14 protein-coding genes and 2 pseudogenes are annotated in these 18,209 nt (G+C 71.6%); 14 read left to right on the top strand and 2 right to left on the bottom strand.

Annotated features, from left to right (window positions below; all coding sequences use genetic code 11):
• Positions 1–105: 105 nt before the first annotated feature.
• A pseudogene (gene recO, locus WFH25_RS05395) lies at positions 106–828 on the top strand (DNA repair protein RecO); the annotation flags it as partial.
• Positions 829–1,064: 236 nt separating this feature from the next.
• Positions 1,065–1,862 carry an isoprenyl transferase gene (locus tag WFH25_RS05390; protein ID WP_070418701.1) on the top strand — a complete coding sequence of 266 codons (798 nt, stop codon included), beginning with the start codon at positions 1,065–1,067 and terminating at the stop codon, positions 1,860–1,862.
• A gap of 75 nt (positions 1,863–1,937) precedes the next feature.
• Here WFH25_RS05390 and WFH25_RS05385 read toward each other — a convergent pair whose 3' ends face one another.
• Entirely contained in the window at positions 1,938–2,864 is a 927-nt protein-coding gene (locus tag WFH25_RS05385) for a LysR family transcriptional regulator (protein WP_336697049.1), read from the bottom strand.
• Between the two features lie 70 nt (positions 2,865–2,934).
• On the opposite strand from WFH25_RS05385, the gene WFH25_RS05380 reads away from it, so the two are divergent.
• From WFH25_RS05380 to WFH25_RS05365, 4 genes are all read left to right on the top strand, one after another.
• Positions 2,935–3,984, top strand: a complete 1,050-nt coding sequence (locus WFH25_RS05380) for an aminotransferase class V-fold PLP-dependent enzyme (RefSeq protein WP_336697048.1) — start codon at positions 2,935–2,937, stop codon at positions 3,982–3,984.
• Positions 3,985–4,098: 114 nt separating this feature from the next.
• On the top strand, positions 4,099–5,484 hold the full coding sequence (locus WFH25_RS05375) for a glycine--tRNA ligase (RefSeq protein WP_071294830.1): 1,386 nt from the start codon (positions 4,099–4,101) through the stop codon (positions 5,482–5,484).
• A 146-nt stretch (positions 5,485–5,630) separates the two neighbouring features.
• Complete coding sequence (locus WFH25_RS05370) at positions 5,631–6,365, top strand: DsbA family oxidoreductase (protein ID WP_071294831.1); 735 nt, start codon at positions 5,631–5,633, stop codon at positions 6,363–6,365.
• Positions 6,362–6,532, top strand: coding sequence for a hypothetical protein (locus WFH25_RS05365; protein WP_175473623.1), 171 nt, complete (start codon positions 6,362–6,364; stop codon positions 6,530–6,532). The genes WFH25_RS05370 and WFH25_RS05365 overlap by 4 nt, the downstream gene beginning before the upstream one ends.
• Before the next feature lie 7 nt (positions 6,533–6,539).
• Here the strand turns inward: WFH25_RS05365 and WFH25_RS05360 are convergent, their stop codons facing one another.
• Complete coding sequence (locus tag WFH25_RS05360) at positions 6,540–7,022, bottom strand: aminoacyl-tRNA deacylase (protein ID WP_070418706.1); 483 nt, start codon at positions 7,020–7,022, stop codon at positions 6,540–6,542.
• A gap of 47 nt (positions 7,023–7,069) precedes the next feature.
• Between WFH25_RS05360 and dusB the strand changes: the two genes are divergently transcribed.
• The 8 genes and pseudogenes from dusB (at position 7,070) to WFH25_RS05325 (ending at position 18,088) form a co-directional block, all read left to right on the top strand.
• Positions 7,070–8,242, top strand: a complete 1,173-nt coding sequence (gene dusB / locus WFH25_RS05355) for a tRNA dihydrouridine synthase DusB (protein WP_336697047.1) — start codon at positions 7,070–7,072, stop codon at positions 8,240–8,242.
• Positions 8,239–9,528 (top strand): deoxyguanosinetriphosphate triphosphohydrolase, encoded by a 1,290-nt coding sequence (locus WFH25_RS05350; protein WP_071294833.1) that lies wholly within the window; start codon positions 8,239–8,241, stop codon positions 9,526–9,528. Before dusB ends, WFH25_RS05350 begins: the two co-directional genes overlap by 4 nt.
• A 151-nt stretch (positions 9,529–9,679) precedes the next feature.
• The gene (gene dnaG / locus WFH25_RS05345; RefSeq protein WP_336697046.1) at positions 9,680–11,608 is read left to right on the top strand and encodes a DNA primase; all 1,929 of its coding nucleotides are present in this window, start codon (positions 9,680–9,682) and stop codon (positions 11,606–11,608) included.
• Between the two features lie 923 nt (positions 11,609–12,531).
• Positions 12,532–14,148 carry an ABC transporter substrate-binding protein gene (locus WFH25_RS05340; RefSeq protein WP_336697045.1) on the top strand — a complete coding sequence of 539 codons (1,617 nt, stop codon included), beginning with the start codon at positions 12,532–12,534 and terminating at the stop codon, positions 14,146–14,148.
• Between the two features lie 84 nt (positions 14,149–14,232).
• A pseudogene (locus tag WFH25_RS19350) lies at positions 14,233–14,490 on the top strand (ABC transporter permease); the annotation flags it as partial.
• Positions 14,491–14,673: 183 nt separating this feature from the next.
• Positions 14,674–15,339, top strand: a complete 666-nt coding sequence (locus WFH25_RS19345) for an ABC transporter permease (RefSeq protein ID WP_374115159.1) — start codon at positions 14,674–14,676, stop codon at positions 15,337–15,339.
• A 2-nt stretch (positions 15,340–15,341) separates the two neighbouring features.
• Complete coding sequence (locus WFH25_RS05330; RefSeq protein WP_336697044.1) at positions 15,342–16,337, top strand: ABC transporter permease; 996 nt, start codon at positions 15,342–15,344, stop codon at positions 16,335–16,337.
• Positions 16,334–18,088 carry an ABC transporter ATP-binding protein gene (locus WFH25_RS05325; protein WP_336697043.1) on the top strand — a complete coding sequence of 585 codons (1,755 nt, stop codon included), beginning with the start codon at positions 16,334–16,336 and terminating at the stop codon, positions 18,086–18,088. Before WFH25_RS05330 ends, WFH25_RS05325 begins: the two co-directional genes overlap by 4 nt.
• Positions 18,089–18,209: the final 121 nt, after the last annotated feature.

Below are 18,209 nucleotides of genomic sequence, written 5' to 3'. Positions count from 1 at the left end.
GCTCGGCGGACGTGGGCGGCGTGTCGCGCCCGCTCGACGCCCGCCCGCTCGACGGATGCGAGCGGCGCGGCGCGGCGCGTCGGTGGCGCGGGGGATACTGGACCAATGCCGCTGTACCGGGACGAGTGCGTCGTGTTGCGTACCCACAAGCTCGGTGAAGCCGACCGCATCGTCACGATGCTGAGCCGGCAGCACGGCAAGATCCGGGCGGTGGCGAAGGGCGTCCGGCGGACCGCGTCGAAGTTCGGGTCCCGGCTCGAGCCGTTCATGGTCGTCGACGCCCAGTTCTACGAGGGCCGCTCGCTCGACATCGTCACGCAGGCCGAGTCGCTCGGTTCGTACGGCGCGCAGATCGTCGCCGACTACGGGGCCTACACCGCCGCCAGCGCGATGGTCGAGACCGCCGACCGTCTGAGCGAGGCGGACGCCGGACTGCAGCAGTACCTGCTCCTCGTCGGGGCGCTCCGGTCGCTGGCGCGCGGCGAGCACGTGACGAGTGCGACGCTCGACTCGTACCTGTTGCGCGCGATGAGCATCGCGGGCTGGGCGCCGTCGTTCCGCGACTGCGCGGTCACCGGCGAGCCCGGGCCGCACTCGGCGTTCGTCGTGCAGCTCGGCGGCGTGGTGGCGGACCACGCGGCGCCTCCGGGGACACCGCGGCTCGACCCGGACACCCTGCACCTCCTGGGCTCCCTGCTCGCCGGCGACTGGAGCACGGTGGACGCGTCGGACGAGCGCACGCGCTCCCGGGCGTCCGGCGTGGTGGCGGCGTACGCCCAGTGGCACCTGGAACGATCGCTCCGGTCGCTGCCGCACGTCGACCGCACCGAGCACCCGTCCCCGGTCCATCCGACACCGGGTGGTGTGCCCGCCGCGGTCGCCGCGACCCCGGCACCCACGCTGCCGGAGCCGCCGGACCCGTCCGGCAACGCGACCGGCAACGCGACCGGCAACGCAACCGACCACGCGCCCGGCAACACGCCCGGCAACATGCCCCGCAACGCGACCGGCAACGTGCCGGGCAACGCGCCCGACCAGCCGTCCGACCACGGAGGAACCCCTGCATGAGCCCTCGCCGGTACGCCGAGTCCGAGCCGCTGAAGCCCGTCGACTGGACGGGTGAGCACCCTCCGGCGATCCCGCTGCAGTTCGTCCCCGAGCACGTCGCGATCGTGATGGACGGCAACGGCCGCTGGGCGAACCAGCGCGGCCTCACCCGGGTCGAGGGGCACCGCGCGGGTGAGGCCTCGCTCCTCGACGTGGTCGCCGGCGCCGTGCAGATCGGCGTCAAGCACGTCTCGGCGTACGCGTTCTCGACCGAGAACTGGAAGCGCTCACCCGACGAGGTCCGCTTCCTGATGGGCTTCAACCGCGAGGTCCTGCACCGCCGCCGCGACCAACTGAACGCGTGGGGTGTCCGGATCCGGTGGGCGGGACGGCGGCCGCGGCTCTGGCGCAGCGTGATCGACGAGCTGCAGACCGCCGAGCGCATGACGGCCGACAACGACGTGTGCACGCTGACGATGTGCGTCAACTACGGCGGTCGGAACGAGATCGTCGACGCGGTCCGGGGCATGGCCGAGGACGTCGCGGCCGGGCGCCTCAAGCCGAGCCAGGTCACCGAGAAGGCCCTCGCGAAGCGGCTGTACGTGCCGGAGCTGCCGGACGTCGACCTCTTCCTGCGGAGCTCCGGGGAGCAGCGGACGTCGAACTTCATGCTGTGGCAGTCGGCGTACGCCGAGATGGTGTTCCTCGACCGGCTGTGGCCGGACTTCCGTCGCACCGACCTGTGGGGAGCGATCGAGCAGTACGCGCGCCGCGATCGACGGTTCGGCGGGGCGGTGGACGCACCGACGGCCTGACAGGAGGCGCGGGGCGGCGCCGACCCGCGCCTCCCGTCCGACGGTTCCCGGCTCGACCGAGCGCCCGCCTTCGGCTCAGCCGAGCAGGTGCGCCGCGCCGCGGACCGCGTCGAGCGCGGCGCGGACGCTCGGCACCCGGTCCGCGCCCCGTGCCACCACCACCTCGACGCGCCGCGCGAGCTCGTCGCTCGCCGCCGTGACCGAGACGCCGGGCGGCACCACGGTGGTCGTGAGCGCGAGGCGGGGGAGCAGGGCCACGCCGAGGCCCGCCGCGACCAACCCGACGACCGCCGCGGCGTTGTCCGTCTCGAGGACGATGTCCGGGGTGAAGCCGGAAGCGGCGCACGACGCGAGCAGGTGCCCTCGGCACCGCGGGCACCCGCCGATCCATCGCGCCTCGCAGAAGGCGGCGAGGTCCGCGACCGCGTCGGCACCGTGCGCGGACCCGCTCAGTGCCGGGGCAGGCGTCACGAGGGCGAGCGGGTCGCGACCGAGCACCCGGGTCGTGAGCGTCGGGTCGGCGACGACGTCGTCGCCCTGCAACGCGTGCGAGAACGTCAGCGCCACGTCGACCTCGCCGCGGCGGAGGAGCTCGACGGCCTCCGGCGGTTCGGCCTCGACGTACGAGGTCACCACGCCCGGACTTGTGGCCGACATCGCGGCCAGCACCGGCGGCACGAGGGTCGACGACGCGCTCGGGAACCCGGCGATCCGCACCCGTCCGCGGGCGAGCCCGCCGACGGCATCGAGGTCCTCCCGCGCTGCCGCGAGGGCTGCCTGCACGGCGAGGGCGTGGTCGGCGAGGACCCGTCCCGACTCGGTGAGCGTGACGCCGCGCGCTCCGCGGAGCACGAGCTCGTGGCCCGTCCGGCGTTCGGCGCGGGCGAGCAGCTGGCTCACCGCGGGCTGGCTGTACCCGAGGGCGGCGGCCGCGCGGCTGATCGAGCCGGCGTCACGGACGGCGCGCAGCACGCGGAGGAGTTGGGGATCGAGGTCGTCCACAACGTCATGTTATGAGGGATCGAAGAAGCCTGCCCTGGTGTGATGGGCGACCCCGCGCCACCGTGGAGGCATGGACTCATTCGTCGACGGCTCCGGCTACCTGGCGGCCTGCACCGCCGGACTCCCCACGCGCGGCACGCTCGCCGCCATGCGCGCCGACCTCGACGAGTGGGAGCACGCCGCGTCCACGCCGGTCGCGTACGGCGCGCTCGTCGAGGAGGGCCGCTCGCTCTTCGCGCGCATCGTCGGCGTCGACCGGGCCCGGGTCGCCACGGGGTCGCAGACCTCCGCCATGGTCGCGGTCGTCGCCGCTGCGCTGCCGGACGGCGCCGAGGTGGTCGTCCCCGACGGCGACTTCAGTTCGCTCGTGTTCCCGCTCCTCGCCCAGGCGCACCGCGGGGTCCGGGTCCGGAGCGTCCCGCTCGCCTCCCTCGCCGACGCGGTGCGGCCCGGGACGTCCCTCGTCGCCTGGTCCGCGGTGCAGTCGTCGAGCGGCGTCGTCACCGATCCGGAGCCGGTGCTCGAGGCGGCTCGGACCGTCGGTGCGCTCACGCTGTGCGACCTCACGCAGGCCGCCGGCGTGCTCCCGGTGGACGCTGCCCCGTTCGACGTGACGGTCACGCACGCGTACAAGTGGCTGTGCGCGCCGCGCGGGGTCGCCTTCTCGACGTTCTCGGACGCGGCGGTCGAACGGCTCCGCCCCGTGCAGGCCGGGTGGTACGCGGGCGCCGACGTGTGGGCGTCCTGCTACGGCCCAGCGATGCGGCTCGCCGACGACGCGCGTCGGTTCGACGTCTCGCCGGCGTGGCAGGCATGGCCGGGCGCGGTGGCTGCGCTCCGGCACGTCGCCGCGCTCGATGCGACGTCGTCCTGGAGGCACGCCACGCGTCTCACGGACCGGCTCGCCGACACGCTCGGGTCACCGCGGAGCGGTCAGGCGATCACGACGTTCGCGGACGCCGACGGCGCGGCCCTCCGGGCCCTCGCGGCAGCCGGGATCACCGCGAGCGGGCGGGCCGGTCGGCTCCGGCTGGCGTTCCACCTCTGGAACGACGAGGACGACGTGACGCGCGTGGCGGACGCGCTGGGCGCCGTGGACGGCTTCAGACCGGAGGGGTGAGGCGCGTTCTCCACAGGCACCGCGCCTCCCGTCCGCCGAGGCCCGTGGGGCCGGTACGCTTGCCCGGTACGTTTCCGAACCGGGCACCCAGCTCGGCGACCTCTGGAGCATCCCGTGGCACAGTCCTCCCGTCTCGACAGCGTCATCGCCCTGGCCAAGGGCCGTGGCTTCGTCTTCCAGTCGGGGGAGATCTACGGCGGATCGCGCTCCGCGTGGGACTACGGGCCCCTCGGCGTCGAGCTGAAGGAGAACATCAAGCGGCAGTGGTGGCAGCGGTTCGTCCGCGGCCGCGGTGACATGGTCGGCCTCGACTCGGCCGTGATCCTGCCGCGCAAGGTGTGGGAGGCGTCGGGGCACGTCGCGACCTTCACCGACCCGCTCGTCGAGTGCCTGCACTGCCACCACCGGTTCCGCGAAGACCACCTCATCGAGGCGTTCGTGGCGAAGAAGGACCGGCAGCCCGAGGGCGGCATGGCCGAGATCGCGTGCCCGAACTGCGGCACCCGCGGCCAGTGGACCGAGCCGCGCGAGTTCTCCGGCATGCTCAAGACCTACCTCGGCCCGGTCGAGTCGGAAGAGGGCCTGAACTTCCTCCGCCCCGAGACCGCGCAGGGCATCTTCGTGGACTTCGCGCAGGTCGTGACGACCAGCCGCATGAAGCCCCCGTTCGGCATCGGCCAGGTCGGCAAGGCCTTCCGCAACGAGATCACGCCCGGCAACTTCATCTTCCGGACGCGCGAGTTCGAGCAGATGGAGATCGAGTACTTCGTGCCGCCGGCCTCCGCGCAGGAGCACTACGAGCAATGGATCGCCGACTCGGTCGCGTTCTTCACCGACCTCGGCATCGACCCGGAGAACCTGCGGCGCTTCGACGTCCCGGACGGGGAACGCGCGCACTACTCCGACGCCACCGCCGACATCGAGTACCGCTTCGGGTTCGCGGGCACGGAGTGGGGCGAGCTCATGGGTGTCGCGAACCGCACGGACTTCGACCTGAACAACCACATCGAGTCCTCCGGCAAGGACCTCCGGTACTTCGACCAGGCCGCGAACGAGAAGTACGTGCCGTACGTCATCGAGCCGTCGTTTGGTCTGACCCGTGCGCTCATGGCGTTCCTGCTCGACGCCTACCACGAGGACGAGGCGCCGAACGCGAAGGGCGGCGTCGACAAGCGCACGGTCCTGCGGCTCGACCCGCGGCTCGCTCCGGTCAAGGCCGCCGTCCTGCCGCTGTCCCGCAACGAGCAGCTGTCGCCGGTGGCGCGTGGCCTCGCGGACGACCTGCGCAAGTACTGGAACGTGGACTTCGACGACGCGGGGGCGATCGGCCGTCGCTACCGTCGCCACGACGAGATCGGCACGCCGTTCTGCATCACGGTGGACTTCGACACGCTCGAGGACAAGGCCGTGACGGTGCGCGAGCGCGACACGATGTCGCAGGAGCGGGTGGCGCTCGACCAGCTACAGGGGTACCTCGCGGCGCGGTTGCTCGGCGCGTAGGCGCGGTGCGTCCGGCGCGGCCGTTCGCACAACCAAAGGCACCCCGAACCACGCTGATGCGCGGCGCGGGGTGCTTTTGGTTGTGCGGCGGGCGCAGGCCGGGGCAGCGCGGGAATGCGGCTGCGGCGGCCCCGGTTGCGACCAGCATGAACGACTCTGTGAAGGTCGATGTCTGGTCGGACATCGCCTGCCCCTGGTGCTACATCGGCAAGCGGAAGTTCGAGGCCGGCGTCGCCGCCTTCGCCTCGACCCCGAACGGCGCCCCGGTCGAGGTCGAGTACCACTCCTTCGAGCTCAGCCCCGACACCCCCGTGGACTTCGAGGGCACCGAGGCCGAGTTCCTCTCCGGCCACAAGGGCATGCCCGTCGAGCAGGCGCAGCAGATGCTCGACCAGGTCTCCGGCATCGCCGCGAGCGTGGGCCTCGACTACGACTTCGAGTCGATGCACCACACCAACACGGTGAAGGCGCACCAGGTCATCCACCTGGCGAAGGAGCAGGGCAAGCAGCTCGAGATGGTCGAGCGCCTCTTCGCCGCCTACTTCGAGCGCGGTGAGCACGTCGGTCAGGACGAGTCGCTGGCGTCCCTCGCGGCCGAGGTCGGCCTCGACCCGGACGAGGTCCGCGCCACGCTCCGCGACGACTCGCAGCTCGCGGCCGTCCGCGCCGACCAGGCGCAGGCGCAGGCGTACGGCATCAACGGCGTCCCGTTCTTCGTCATCGACGGCAAGTACGGCGTCTCCGGCGCGCAGGACCCGGCTGCGTTCGAGCAGGTGCTGACGCAGGTCGTCGCCCTCCGTGGGACGACCCCGTCGGACGTCGCCGAGGCCGAGCAGCGGTCCGCCGAGGACGCGGCAGCAGACGCGGAGGCGACCCGATGACGGACGTCCGCGTCGACGGCTCGGCCGAGCCGCGCCTCCAGTCCGACGGCCAGGAGGCGCGACCCGCCCTGCTCACGCTCGTCACGCCCGGCGGTGCGCCGGTCTGCGAGGGCGACTCGTGCTTCGTGCCCGGCGCCGAGGGCGTCTGGACCGAGGTCCCCGACTGAGCGGGTGCTAGCGGACGGGTTCCTCGTCGGTGATGTCGGCGACCGTGGCGCCGTACGCCGCGACCAGGTCGTCGGCGTCGACGAAGGCGCTCGCGCCGTGCCGACCGGCGCCGAGGGCGACCCGGCGTCCGACGATCCGCTCGTCGGCGTAGACCGGCAGGTCGCCCGTCGCGCCGATGGGCGTGATGGTGCCGCGCTCGTAGCCCGAGGCCTCGAGCGCGGTGGCGGCGTCGGGCATCGAGAGCTTGTTGACGCCGACGACGGTGCGGAGCTTCTTCCAGGCGATGGCACGGCCACCGGGCACGAGGGCGAGCAGGAAGCCGCCGTCGTGCCGCTTCACGACGAGGGTCTTCACGATGTCGCCGGGCTCGATGCCGAGCAGTGCGGCTGCCCCGTGCAGGGAGTCCGCGGCGGGTCGCTCGACCACGTCGACCCGGAGCCCTCGGGCCCGTGCGTCGGCGTCGAACCTGGTGATGGCGTCGGTCGTCATGTGGAGAACGCTACCGGCGCGCACCGACGTGGGAAGATGGGAGACGTATGACGATCACTGACGCACTCGGGACGGCGACCCGTCCGGCGAAGCCCCTGCGCATCGGCCCCATCGAGGTCGACGTGCCGGTCGTGCTCGCGCCGATGGCGGGCATCACGAACATGGCCTACCGCCGGCTCTGCCGCGAGTACGGCGCCGGCTTGTACGTGTGCGAGATGATCACCTCCCGCGCGCTCGTCGAACGCACTCCCGTGTCGATGCAGCTCATCCAGCACCACGAGTCCGAGACCCCGCGGTCGATCCAGCTGTACGGCGTCGAGCCGAACACGGTGGCCGAGGCGGCGACGATCCTCGTGGGCGAGGACCGCGCCGACCACATCGACCTCAACTTCGGGTGCCCCGTGCCGAAGGTCACGCGCAAGGGCGGGGGAGCGGCCCTGCCCTGGAAGCTCGACCTCTTCAAGGAACTCGTCACGAAGACCGTCCGTGCCGCCGGGGACGTCCCCGTCACCGTGAAGATGCGCAAGGGCATCGACGGAGACCACCTCACGTACCTCGACGCCGCCCGCATCGCGCGGGACGCCGGCGTCGCGGCGGTCTCCCTGCACGCCCGCACCGCCAACGAGCACTACTCGGGCCACGCGGACTGGTCGGCGATCGCGACGCTGAAGGAGACCATCACCGACATCCCGGTGCTCGGCAACGGCGACATCTGGTCCGCTGCCGACGCACTCCGCATGGTCGACGAGACCGGGGCGGACGGCGTCGTCGTCGGGCGCGGGTGCCTCGGTCGGCCGTGGCTGTTCGGCGACCTCGCGGCGGCGTTCCGCGGCGAGGGGTTGCGGTACATGCCGTCCCTCGGCGAGGTGGCGGTGGCGTTCAAGCGGCACGCCGAACTGCTCGTCGAGTTCTTCGGCAGCGAGGAGCACGGCTGCCGCGACGTCCGGAAGCACGTCGCCTGGTACTTCAAGGGGTACCCGATCGGCGGCGACGTCCGGTCCGGGCTCGCGATGGCGTCCAGCCTGCAGGAGATCGACGACCTGCTCGGGCAGCTCGACCACGACGCTCCGTACCCCGGTGCCGACGCCGAGGGGCCCCGAGGTCGTGCGGGCCACCCGAAGCGCACCGCCCTGCCCGACCGCTGGCTCGAGTCGCGCGACGTCGACAGCGAGTTCCGCAAGGTCCTCGCCGCCGCCGAGCTGCACCACAGCGGCGGATGAGCGCCACGAGTTCGTACGGGCCGGCCGACGCCGAACGCTGGCTGCCCGAGACCCACGGCAACCGTCGGTCCGACTTCGCCCGTGACCGCGCCCGGCTCCTGCACTCGAGCGCGCTCCGACGGCTCGCCGCGAAGACCCAGGTGCTCAGTCCGACGACCGGGCTCGACTTCGCCCGGAACCGTCTGACGCACTCGCTCGAGGTCGCCCAGGTCGGCCGCGAGCTCGCCGACTCGCTCGGCCTCGACCCCGACGTCGTGGACACCGCCTGCCTCGCGCACGACATCGGGCACCCGCCGTTCGGCCACAACGGCGAGACGGCCGTGAACGCGTGGGCGGCGGGCATCGGCGGGTTCGAGGGGAACGCGCAGACGCTGCGGCTCCTCACCCGGCTCGAGCCGAAGGTGTACGGCGCCGAGCCCGAAGACCACCGTCCGTACGGGCTGAACCTCACGCGGGCATCGCTCGACGCCAGCTGCAAGTACCCGTGGCCGGCAGCCCAGGGCGTGTCCGAGGCGTCGTCCGGCCGCACCAAGTTCGGCTTCTACGACGACGACCACGACGCGTTCGAGTGGCTCCGTGCCGGTGCTCCCCGTCGGCAGCGCTGCATCGAGGCGCAGGTCATGGACCTGTCGGACGACATCGCGTACTCGGTGCACGACTTCGAGGACGCCGTCGTCGCGGGCTTCATCGACGTCGCTGCACTGGGCGACCGCGTCGGCGAGAACGACATCGTGTCGGCGATGCACGCCTGGGTCGGCTCGGACCTCAGCCGCGACGAGCTGCTCGAGGCGTTCGACCGGCTCCGCTCGCTGCCGCTGTGGATGACCTCCTACGACGGGTCGCGACGAGACCTGGCGCGGCTGAAGAACCTCACCTCGCAGCTGATCGGTCGGTTCGCGCGGACGGCGACCGCGGCGACGCGGGAGTCCTACGCCTCGGGCTCCCTCGTGCGCTTCGCGGCGTCGGTCGTGACCCCGCCCGAGATCATCGGCGAGATCGCCGTGCTGAAGGGCATCGTCGCGGCGTTCGTGATGACGCAGGGCGATCGGCAGCCCGTGTACGAGGACCAGCGGCGGATCCTGACCGAGCTCCTCGACGCCCTGGCGGCGAGCGGCAGCGCCGACCTCGAGCCGGGCTTCGCGGCGGACTGGCGTGCTGCGTCCGACGACGCCGGGCGGTTGCGGGCCGTGGTCGACCAGGTGGCGAGCCTGACCGACCAGGGTGCGCTGGCGTGGCACAAGCGGCTCGTGGTGGGGGACCGCGAGACGGTGCACATCCCGGTCTGACGGTCGCGCGCACGGCCACGTGCGCCGCGCCCTGGATGCGACCCGTGGCGGGGCGGCGCCGGCGGGGCGGGGCCGAGCCGCGCCTCCTGGCCGTTGTCCACAGGTCTCGTGACGGTCGGCCGACGTCGGTCGCACGAACTAGGATCGAGGGGTGGCTGGGAGGATCGCGCGGAACGACATCGACGAGGTCCGCTCGCGTGTCAACATCGCCGACGTCGTCGGCGACTACGTGACCCTGAAGTCCGCCGGGGTGGGGTCGCTGAAGGGCCTCTGCCCTTTCCACGACGAACGCTCCCCGTCGTTCCACGTCCGTCCGCAGGTCGGGCGGTACCACTGCTTCGGCTGCGGCGAGGACGGCGACGTCTTCGACTTCGTCATCAAGCAGGACCACACGACCTTCCAGGAAGCCGTCGAGCGGATGGCCGCGAAGATCGGCTTCACGCTCCACTACGAAGAGGGCGACGGCCCCCGCACCGACTACAACGCCCGTGCGCGGCTCATCGCCGCGAACGAAGCGGCGCAGCAGTTCTACACCGCGCAGCTCACGACGGCGGCGGCCGAGCCGGCCCGGCAGTTCCTCGGTGAGCGCGGGTTCGACCCCGCGGCGGCGCAGCACTTCGGCGTCGGCTTCGCTCCGAAGTCGTACGACGCGCTGCGGGACCACCTGCGCGGTCGTGGGTTCTCGCTCGAGGAGATCGTCTCCGCCGGACTCGTCAGCCAGGGCGACCGGTCGCCGTACGACCGGTTCCGCGGGCGCCTCATGTGGCCGATCCGCGACGTCACCGGGGCGACGATCGGCTTCGGTGCGCGGCGGCTGCTCGATGACGACAAGGGCCCCAAGTACCTCAACACGCCCGAGACCCCGATCTACCACAAGAGCCAGGTGCTCTACGGGCTCGACCTCGCCCGGCGGGACATCTCGAAGCAGAAGCAGGTCGTGATCGTCGAGGGGTACACCGACGTCATGGCGTGCCACCTCGCCGGCATCACCACCGCGGTCGCCACCTGTGGCACGTCGTTCGGCGTCGACCACATCAAGGTGCTCCGGCCGATGCTCGGCGACTCGGCCAGCCGCGACCTCTCGCAGCTCGGCAACATCGTCTTCACGTTCGACCCGGACGAGGCCGGGCAGCGCGCTGCCTCGCGGGCGTTCGCGGAAGAGAGCCGCTTCGCCTCGCAGACCTACGTCGCGGTCGCGCCGGGCGGGCTCGACCCGTGCGACCTCCGGCTGGCGCGGGGTGATGCCGCGGTCACGCGCCTCATCGAGACGAAGCGCCCGATGTTCGAGTTCATCATCCGTCGCCGGCTCGCCGCGCACGACATCGAGACGGCCGAGGGGCGCGTCGCCGGCCTCCGCGACGCCGCACCGGTCGTCGCGGGCATCCGCGACCGGACGCTCGCGACGGCGTACACGCGCGAGACCGCCAAGTGGCTCGGCCTCGACATCCCCGAGGTGCGTCGCGCGGTCGAGAACGCCCGGCAGCGCGCGGGCGCGTCGACGACCGACCACCGCTCAGGAGGCGCGGCTCCAGCCACGCACCCCGGCTCCGGTGGCGACGCGGTCGCCGTCCCGGACGAGCCCGTGGCCGGGCTCCGACTCCTGCCGAGCGACCCGATCACCCGCATGGAGCGCGACGCCGTGATGGCGATGGTGCAGCAGCCCGGGCACGTCGGAGCGCCGCTCCTCGGGTTGGCGGCGGCCGCGACCTTCTCGGCACCGATGCTGTCCGTCGTGCGGGACGCCGTCGTGGCGAACGTCGACGCGATCGGCGCGGGGGACTGGCTCGAACGGTTGCTGCAGGACGTGCCGGGGCCGTTCCGCGGCCTCGTGCAGGAGCTCGCGCTCGCACCGATCCCGGCCCGCACCGACGAGGACCTGGCCATCTACGCGCGGAGCATCGTCGTCGCGCTGGTGGAGCGGGACCTGCTCGCCCGGAAGGCATCGCTGCTCGGGCAGTTGCAGCGGGCGGACCCGACGGAGCAGGCCGATCGGCGGGCGGAGATCCAGCGGCAGCTCGTGGACATCGACGCGCAGCGGATGCGGTTGCGCGCGGACGCCGAGGCGGCGGCGAACTCGTAGGCGGGTCGCGGCGCCCACCTGGCTGCCGTGCGGTCGTTCGCCCGTGGTCGCCCGTGGTCGCCCGCGCGGGGTCGCTCGCGCGGGGTCGTTCGTCCCGGGGTCGTTCGCCCGGGGTCGCTCGCCGAGGTCCCTCGACACGCCGTGTGCGTGTCGCCGAGGTCGCACGAACGGCCGTTCGGTAGCGCTCGGAGCGGCACTTCGTGCGACCTCGGCCCAGGGGACGGCCACGCGCACGAGGTGGGCCCGCGTGCGGTGGACGTGACCGGAGCGTCACCGGGGGACGCGGTGCGGACGGGCGCTGCGCCTCCAGGGTGCCGAGGTCGCAGGACACGCCGCGTGCATGTCGCCGAGGTCGCACGAACGGCCGGCCGGTAGCGCTGGGAGCGGCACTTGGTGCGACCTCGGCGCTGCCGGCTGGCGCCGGCGGCAGGCCGGGATGCCGAGCGGGCGGGACGCGCCGCGTGCGGCTCGGCGAGCGGGCGGAACATGCCGCATGCCGGGCGTGAGGGGTGTGTACATCGCCCGCTCGCGACCCGGCGAGCCCGGCGAGCCCGCCGAGCCGCCGAGCCGGCGAGCCGCCGAGCCGGCGAACCCGTCGAACCGCCGAACCGCCGCCGGCGACCTCGAGCGGGCGGAATGCGCCGGTGGTCGGGCGCGAGCGGTGCGGACATCGCCCGCTCGGCCGCCGGGGCCGGCAGAGCCCCGCGTTGCACCGCGCAACAATCCTGCGCGACGCGCCGCCCGGACACGCACGGATGATGCAACACGCGACGCGACCGTGCATTACAGCGGTGTAAACAAATCTCCCTCGGTTCGTGCAGTTCCGTGACAGGGTGATAGCAATGAGCGTTCCTGGCCGGGCACACAGTCGATCCACCTCCGGCCCAGGACCCTTGCATTCATCACCAAGAGAGGCATCGGACATGGCATCCGTGACCAAGTGGGGCAAGCGCGGCATCGCGCTCGGCGCCGGAGTGGCAGCGACGGCGCTGGTGCTCAGCGGCTGCGCGAGCAGCAGCGTGAGCGACACCGCCCTGAACGGCATCAGCATCGGGACGACCGACAAGATCACGTCGCTCGACCCGGCGGGCTCGTACGACAACGGCTCGTTCGCCGTGCAGAACCAGGTCTTCCCGTTCCTGATGAACACGCCGGTGGGCAGCCCCGACGTCGAGCCGGACATCGCGACCAAGGGCGAGTTCACGAACGACACCACGTACACGGTGACGCTCAAGAAGGGCCTGAAGTTCGCGAACGGGAACGACCTCACGTCGAGCGACGTGAAGTTCTCGTTCGAGCGCGAGCTGAAGATCAACAACGAGAACGGCCCGCAGTCCCTGCTCGCCAACCTCAAGAGCATCGACACGCCGGACGACACGACGGTCGTGTTCCACCTCGACCACGCCGACCAGACCTGGCCGCAGGTGCTCTCCAGCCCCGCCGGCCCGATCGTCGACGAGCAGGTCTTCTCGGCCGACAAGCTCACGCCGGCTGCGGACATCGTCAAGGGCAAGGCGTTCGCCGGGCAGTACTCGATCAGCTCCTACAAGGAGAACGACACGATCCAGTACAAGGCGAACAAGAACTACGACGGCCTCCTGGGCAAGCCGAAGACCGACGAGGTCACGGCGAGCTACTACACCAAGGAGACCGACCTCAAGCTCGCCGTCCAGAAGGGCGACGTCGACGTCGCCTACCGTTCGCTGACGCCGACCGACATCGCCGACCTCCGCAAGGACGACAAGGTGAAGGTCACCGACGGCCCCGGCGGTGAGATCCGCTACCTGGTCTTCAACTTCAACACGCAGCCGTTCGGCGCGAAGCAGTCGGACGCCGACGAGACGAAGGCCCTGGCCGTGCGCCAGGCCGTGGCGGACGTCGTCGACCGCGAGAAGCTCGCCAAGGACGTCTACAACGACACCTACTCGCCGCTCTACTCGATGGTGCCGGACGGCCTCACCGGTGCCGCGAAGCCCTTCGAGGAGCTCTACGGCGACGGCGACGGCGGCGCGGACGTCGACAAGGCGAAGGAGACCCTGTCGAAGGCGGGCGTCACCGGCAAGGTGCAGCTCGACATCCAGTACGCACCGGACCACTACGGTTCGACGTCGGACGACGAGTACGCCGAGCTCAAGACCCAGCTCGAGAACTCCGGCCTGTTCACCGTGAACATCCAGTCGACGGTCTACACGACCTACGCACAGGAGCGCACGAAGGACGCCTACCCGGTGTACCAGCTCGGCTGGTTCCCGGACTTCTCGGACGCCGACAACTACCTGTCGCCGTTCTTCACGAAGGACAACTTCGTGCAGAACCACTACGACGACCCGACGATCCAGCAGCTCATCTCCGAGGAGCAGCAGGAGTCCGACAAGGACAAGCGCGCGGACCTCATCGAGCAGGCGCAGGAGCGTGAGGCGACGCAGATCTCGACGCTGCCGCTGCTGCAGGGCAAGTCGGTCGCCGTCGCGGCCAAGGACGTCAAGGGCCTGACCCTCGACTCCTCGTACAAGTTCCGGTACGCGACCCTCTCCAAGTAAGCCCGGTTCCGGTCCACGGGGGCGTTCCCACGAGGAGCGCCCCCGTGACCGCGTCCCCAACGGCACCGAAAGGCACCCGTCCCCGTGACCCTCAGCACCCCAGAGGCGAGCTCGGAACTGGCCACCGACCCCACCAAGCCCGAGGCACAGCGCAGTGCCAAGAGCAGCGGCGGCGGACTCGGCCGGTACGTCCTCGTCCGGTTCCTCCTCATCTTCCCGACCGTCTTCATCCTGGTGACGCTCGTGTTCTTCCTGATGCGCGTCATCGGGAACCCGATCACCGCATCGGTCGGCGGCCGACTCACGCCGTCCCAGCTGCAGGAACGCCTGCACGCCGCGGGCTACGACCGCCCGGTCTTCGTCCAGTACATCGAGTACCTCGGCAACATCGTCCGCGGCGACTTCGGCACGACGGCCACCGACAACCGGCCGATCACCGAGATCATCGTCACGTACGGCGGCGCGACCGCCGAGCTCGTCTTCTACGCGCTCATCGTCGCGCTGCTGCTCGGCATCCCGCTCGGCATGCTCGCCGCGTACATGCGCGACAAGTGGCCGGACGTCCTGTTCCGCGCGCTCGCGATCCTCACCTACGCGACGCCGGTGTTCTTCGGCGGCCTGCTGCTCAAGCTCGTCTTCTCGGTGTGGCTCGGCTGGCTCCCGCTCGGCGACCGCGCGTCCACGCGGGTGTCGCTCGTCCTCGACAACATCCAGGGCGCGACGGGCATCTACCTCATCGACGCCCTGCGCACCGGCAACGCCCAGATCATCGGGGACGTGCTGGCGCACGCCGTCCTGCCGGCACTGACCCTGGGGCTCCTCACCGCCGGCATCTTCCTGCGCCTGGTGCGCGCGAACATGATCGGGACGCTCGGTTCCGAGTACGTCGACGCGGCCCGCTCGCGCGGCGTTCGGGAGGCGCGGCTCGTCCGCACGCACGCGTTCCGTCCCGCCCTCGTGCCGATCATCACGGTGATGGGACTCCAGATCGCCATGCTCCTGGGCGGTTCCGTCCTCACCGAGACCACCTTCGGGTGGCGCGGGCTCGGCTTCGAGCTCAACCAGTACCTGTCGGCCCGCGACTTCGTCGCGGTCCAGGGCATCGTCGCGATGCTCGCGGTGATCGTCGCGGTGACGAACTTCATCGTGGACGTCGTCGCGGCCCTCATCGACCCGAGAGTGAGGTTCTAGAGATGGCTGACACCTCCCTCGTCGACCGCCACGAGCCGCTCTGGAAGCGGCTGCCCGTCGTGCTGCAGCTCCGTCGGAGCACTGGCTGGCAGCGCGCCATGCTCATCACCGGCGTGGTCATCTGCGCGCTGTACCTCCTCGTCGCGATCGCCGCGCCCCTCATCGCCCCGTACGGCTTCGGCCAGCTGCAGGGCGCCGACGGGCAGAGCTTCCCGCGCACGGGTGCACCGAGCGCCACGCACATCTGGGGCACGACCGTCGGCGGCTTCGACGTCTTCAGCCGCGTCGTCTACGGCGCCCGGACCGCGGTGCTCGTGGTCATCGTGGCCGTCGTCGTGTCGATCATCATCGGCGTCCTGCTCGGCATGGTCTCCGGCTACATCGGCGGCTGGCTCGACCGGGTCCTCGTCGTCGTGGCGGACGCGATCTACGCGTTCCCCTCGCTGCTCCTCGCCATCGTGGTGTCCATCGTCATCTCGGGCGGCAACTCGAGCTACTCGGGCGGCATCATCGCCGCGGCGATCTCGATCACGGTCGTGTACGTCCCGCAGTACTTCCGGGTCGTCCGCGCCGAGGCCGTGCGGCTCAAGAACGAGGCGTTCGTCGAGTCCGCGCGGGTGATGGGCACCAACCCGTGGCGCATCATGACCCGGCACGTGCTGCGGAACTCGACGCGCTCCCTCCCGCTGATCCTCACGCTGAACGCGAGCGACGCGATCCTGACACTCGCGGGCCTCGGCTTCCTGGGCTTCGGCATCGGCCCGACCAGCGGCGCGGAGTGGGGCTACGACCTCAGCCGTGCGCTGTCCGACGTCGCGAGCGGCGTCTGGTGGACCGGCGTCTTCCCGGGTGTCGCGATCGTGGTGCTCGTCCTCGGCGTGACGTTCATCGGCGAGAGCCTCAACGACATCTCCGACCCGCGTCTGCGTGCGCGACGCCGGCTCAAGCAGCTGGTGTCCCGCAAGCAGACGGCCAGCACGGAAGGGGCGACCGCATGACGGACGCGACCAACCAGTCCCGCGCGACCGACCAGTCGCGCGCGACGGACCTGCCCGTCGCCTCCACGCGCCTCCAGGCCGGCGACACCACGACGGAACCGGTCGTCGTCGTCGACGACCTGACCGTCACCTTCGCGACCGACGGCGGTGCCGTCGACGCGGTCAAGGGCGTCAGCATCGACGTCCGCCCCGGCGAGGTCCTCGCCCTGGTCGGCGAGTCCGGCTCGGGCAAGTCCGTCACGGCGCGGAGCATCCTGCGCCTCATGCCGGAGACGGCGACGCTCGGCGGTGCGGTGTTCCTCGACGGCACGGACGTCGTGACGGTCGGTGCGCAGAAGCTCCGGAGCCTGCGCGGCACCGCGGGCGCGATGGTGTTCCAGGAACCCTCCACGGCGCTCAACCCGGTCTTCACGGTCGGGTGGCAGATCGCCGAGGGGCTCCGGGCCCACGGCGGCGTCTCCGCGAAGGAGGCCCGCGCGAAGGCGATCGACTACCTCCGCCGCGTCGGCATCCCCGATCCCGAGACCCGGGTCGACCACTACCCGCACCAGTTCTCCGGCGGCCAGAAGCAGCGCGTCGTCATCGCGAGCGCGCTCGCCCTCGAACCGTCGGTGATCATCGCCGACGAGCCGACCACCGCCCTCGACGTGACGGTCCAGGCGGAGATCCTCGACCTGCTCCGCCGGTGCCGCGACGAGTTCGGCGCGGCGATCGTCATCATCACGCACAACATGGGCGTCGTCGCCGACCTGGCCGACCGCGTCGCCGTGATGTACCAGGGCGAGGTCGTCGAAGAGGCCCCGGTCGCTGAGCTGTTCGCGGCGCCGCAGGCCGACTACACGAAGCGCCTGCTCGCCGCCGTGCCCCGGCTCGAGGCCTCCACCGGGGTCGCCCGCCGTGCCGCGATCAGTGACGACGTCGAGCCGCTCGTCCGCGCACGCGGGCTCGAGATCGAGTACCCGGGCCGGCTCGGGTCGCACGCGTTCAAGGCGGTCAAGGGCGTCGACCTCGACATCCGTCCCGGCGAGGTCCTCGGCCTCGTGGGGGAGTCCGGCTCCGGCAAGACGACCATCGGCCGCGCGATCGCCGGCCTGACGAAGATCACCGGCGGCTCGCTCGAGGTGCTCGGCACCGAGATGCTCGGGTACCGCGAACGCGACTTCAAGCGGCACCGCAAGGACATCGGGTTCGTCTTCCAGGACCCGGCGACCTCGTTCAACCCGCTGCTCACGATCTCGGAGTGCGTCGCCGAACCGCTCGTCGTGCACGGCGAGGTGTCGAGCCCGCGTGCCGCCCGGAAACGTGTCGGCGAACTGCTCGAGGCCGTGCAGCTCCCGGCGGCCTACGGCGACCGGTACCCGCACGAGCTGTCCGGCGGGCAGCGGCAGCGTGCGTCGCTCGCGCGGTCGCTCGCGCTCCGGCCGAAGCTCCTCATCGCCGACGAGCCGACGAGTGCGCTCGACGTGTCCGTCCAGGCGCGCGTGCTCGAGCTGTTCCTCGAGCTGCAGCAGGACCTCGGGTTCGCATCGCTGTTCATCAGCCACGACCTCGCCGTGGTCGGCGCGCTCTCCGACCGGATCGCCGTGCTCTACCGCGGCGACCTGGTCGAGACGGGCACCACGGCCGAGGTCCTCAGCTCGCCGCAGCACCCGTACACGCAGCGTCTCCTGGCGTCACTCCCGGTGCCGGATCCGGCGGAACAGGCGGAGCGACGGCGTACGCTTGTGGAACTGGAGAACGCCGGGTCCTGACCCGACGCGACCATCCCCGGAGGCGCGGCTGACGTCGACGACGCACGCCGCGCCTCCTGGGCGGTCACCTCCACCGCAACACGCACGACGGTCGGTGCAGCCCGGTCCGTCGCGAACCGCC

Origin of the sequence: Curtobacterium sp. USHLN213 (assembly GCF_037144815.1) — a bacterium.
Classification (GTDB): domain Bacteria; phylum Actinomycetota; class Actinomycetes; order Actinomycetales; family Microbacteriaceae; genus Curtobacterium.
Note: the sequence above shows the minus strand (reverse complement) of the source record. Positions and strands in the feature narration are given on the sequence as shown.

Bases quoted from the DNA above. Each gene is read 5' to 3' on its own strand.
- WFH25_RS05390 (WP_070418701.1), top strand. From the start codon at position 1,065: ATGAGCCCTCGCCGGTACGCCGAGTCCGAGCCGCTGAAGCCCGTCGAC.
- WFH25_RS05380 (WP_336697048.1), top strand. From the start codon at position 2,935: ATGGACTCATTCGTCGACGGCTCCGGCTACCTGGCGGCCTGCACCGCC.
- WFH25_RS05370 (WP_071294831.1), top strand. From the start codon at position 5,631: ATGAACGACTCTGTGAAGGTCGATGTCTGGTCGGACATCGCCTGCCCC.
- WFH25_RS05365 (WP_175473623.1), top strand. From the start codon at position 6,362: ATGACGGACGTCCGCGTCGACGGCTCGGCCGAGCCGCGCCTCCAGTCC.
- WFH25_RS05360 (WP_070418706.1), bottom strand. From the start codon at position 7,022: ATGACGACCGACGCCATCACCAGGTTCGACGCCGACGCACGGGCCCGA.
- dusB (WP_336697047.1), top strand. From the start codon at position 7,070: ATGACGATCACTGACGCACTCGGGACGGCGACCCGTCCGGCGAAGCCC.
- WFH25_RS05350 (WP_071294833.1), top strand. From the start codon at position 8,239: ATGAGCGCCACGAGTTCGTACGGGCCGGCCGACGCCGAACGCTGGCTG.
- WFH25_RS05340 (WP_336697045.1), top strand. From the start codon at position 12,532: ATGGCATCCGTGACCAAGTGGGGCAAGCGCGGCATCGCGCTCGGCGCC.
- WFH25_RS19345 (WP_374115159.1), top strand. From the start codon at position 14,674: ATGCTCGCCGCGTACATGCGCGACAAGTGGCCGGACGTCCTGTTCCGC.
- WFH25_RS05330 (WP_336697044.1), top strand. From the start codon at position 15,342: ATGGCTGACACCTCCCTCGTCGACCGCCACGAGCCGCTCTGGAAGCGG.
- WFH25_RS05325 (WP_336697043.1), top strand. From the start codon at position 16,334: ATGACGGACGCGACCAACCAGTCCCGCGCGACCGACCAGTCGCGCGCG.